This window comes from Acidobacteriota bacterium, assembly GCA_012517875.1.
Classification (GTDB): domain Bacteria; phylum Acidobacteriota; class JAAYUB01; order JAAYUB01; family JAAYUB01; genus JAAYUB01.
Genome location: JAAYUB010000136.1, coordinates 1 through 1,626, shown reverse-complemented (window position 1 = coordinate 1,626; position 1,626 = coordinate 1). Strand labels below are relative to the sequence as shown.

The following is a 1,626-nucleotide window of genomic DNA, read 5'->3' as shown; positions in this document are numbered from 1 at the left end:
TGACCCTCAACTTCATCAAGCAGGAGTTGTGGATCGGCACCGGGCTGATGGCGAGCGACACCCGGCAGGGGGCGCCGGTGGCCGCAGCCGGGATACAGCCCACGGTGACGCGCTAGGCGCACCGCCCGTCACATGGACAGTTCCGCTTTCAACTGGGAATATTCCTGATAATACCAGAACAGCAGTTCCGACACCTGCGGGTCCGGCCAGGGGAAGCCGGTCGGCCCGGGATCGGCGAGCGCCGGGGAATGTTTGCCGGGATTGAGAGCGGCCAGGCGGGTGAGCGCCTCGGCCCCGAGCGGGGACACGGGATGCGAGGCCGGCGTCCAGTCGACGGCCGCCAGCGTGGCGGGGGTGAAGGGCGGCAGGCGGCGCGGTGTCACCTGCACCGCTTCCGGCAGGCGAGAGACACCGTCCCGGACCGGAATGCGGTAGCTGCGGCCCGCCCGCAGCATGGTGCCGCGCATGCCGTTGGCCGCCTGGATGGCGCGGACGCTCACGCCGTACCGCCGGGCCAGGTGCCCCAGCGTCTGACCGCTGCGGACCCGGTGGTTGACGTAAACAACGGGCGGCTTGATCTTGCCCTGCTCCAGAAGCGGCTTGTAGGCGCGGATGCCCGCCTCCTGGGCGCGGCGGTTGTAGAAGCGCACGTGATAATGATTGCGGTGCTTGGGTACGTGCCGGACCAGCGACTGACCGGTGCCGCGCGGGACCTGAAACACGTCGCGCAGCCAGTCCCGATCTTCGCCGATGGAGACCGCGTAATCGTATAGGAGGCGTTGGATGCTGCGGTCCAGCAGGACGGTCTCGACGTCGGTGTGGACCACCAGCGCCCGGACCAGCGCCCAGTTGCGGGGCAGGTCCAGGTTGCGCGATGTGCCGTGGGTGTGCCAGGCGCCCTGGCCGTGCTTGAAGTAAAAGCCGAGATCCACGTCGCGGCCCGCCTGATGGGTCTGGTGCCGGTTGAGCCGCCCGCCGTCGTCCTCGCTGATGTCGCCGATATAGAGGGGGTGGGAATCCGGATATACAGCGTGAACGGCCCGGATGGCGGTTTCCACGAAGGCGATGGTCTCCTCGGTACCCCATGATTCATCCGGATTGACCACATCCCAGAGCGGACTCGATGGCATCTGGCGGCCGTTGAGCAGGACCCCGCCGCTGGGGAAACCGATGGATACGGAGCCGAGGGCGGCGGTGTCCTCGGCGATGAGCCAACTGAGCTGCTCATCGCTGAGGCCCACCATGTCGGCGGGTGGCTGGGCGACGAATGCGAATTCGGGGATGGCGGCGGGGGTGGAGACGGTGCTTTCGAGCAGGGCGGGGGGAAGGGTATAGGCGGGCGAAAGGAGGCTCAGCAGGGTGATGACCAGTCGCCAACCATTCATGGTGCCGCGCCTGCCTCCTGGTTACGGTTCGTCCGCTGACGATGCTCGAAGAAGAGAGTTTAAACGAGCGAAAACCGGATGTCTAATAAAAAATTGAAACAGTGCTCCAATTTTTTCCAGCCGGGACTCAGGAAAAAATGTTGCTTGAATCCTCCGCTTTCTGATATTCCGGACACACACAGTCCGATTGAGAGACGCACTCCATGACAGACAGCACGATCGGCGACGATACGGTATTGGT

General features: G+C 64.9%; 1 protein-coding gene. It reads right to left on the bottom strand.

The genetic code is table 11. The features are described 5' to 3' along the window. Positions 1-128 precede the first annotated feature (128 nt). Entirely contained in the window at positions 129-1,385 is a 1,257-nt protein-coding gene (locus GX414_13935; protein ID NLI48202.1) for a LysM peptidoglycan-binding domain-containing protein, read from the bottom strand. Positions 1,386-1,626: the final 241 nt, after the last annotated feature.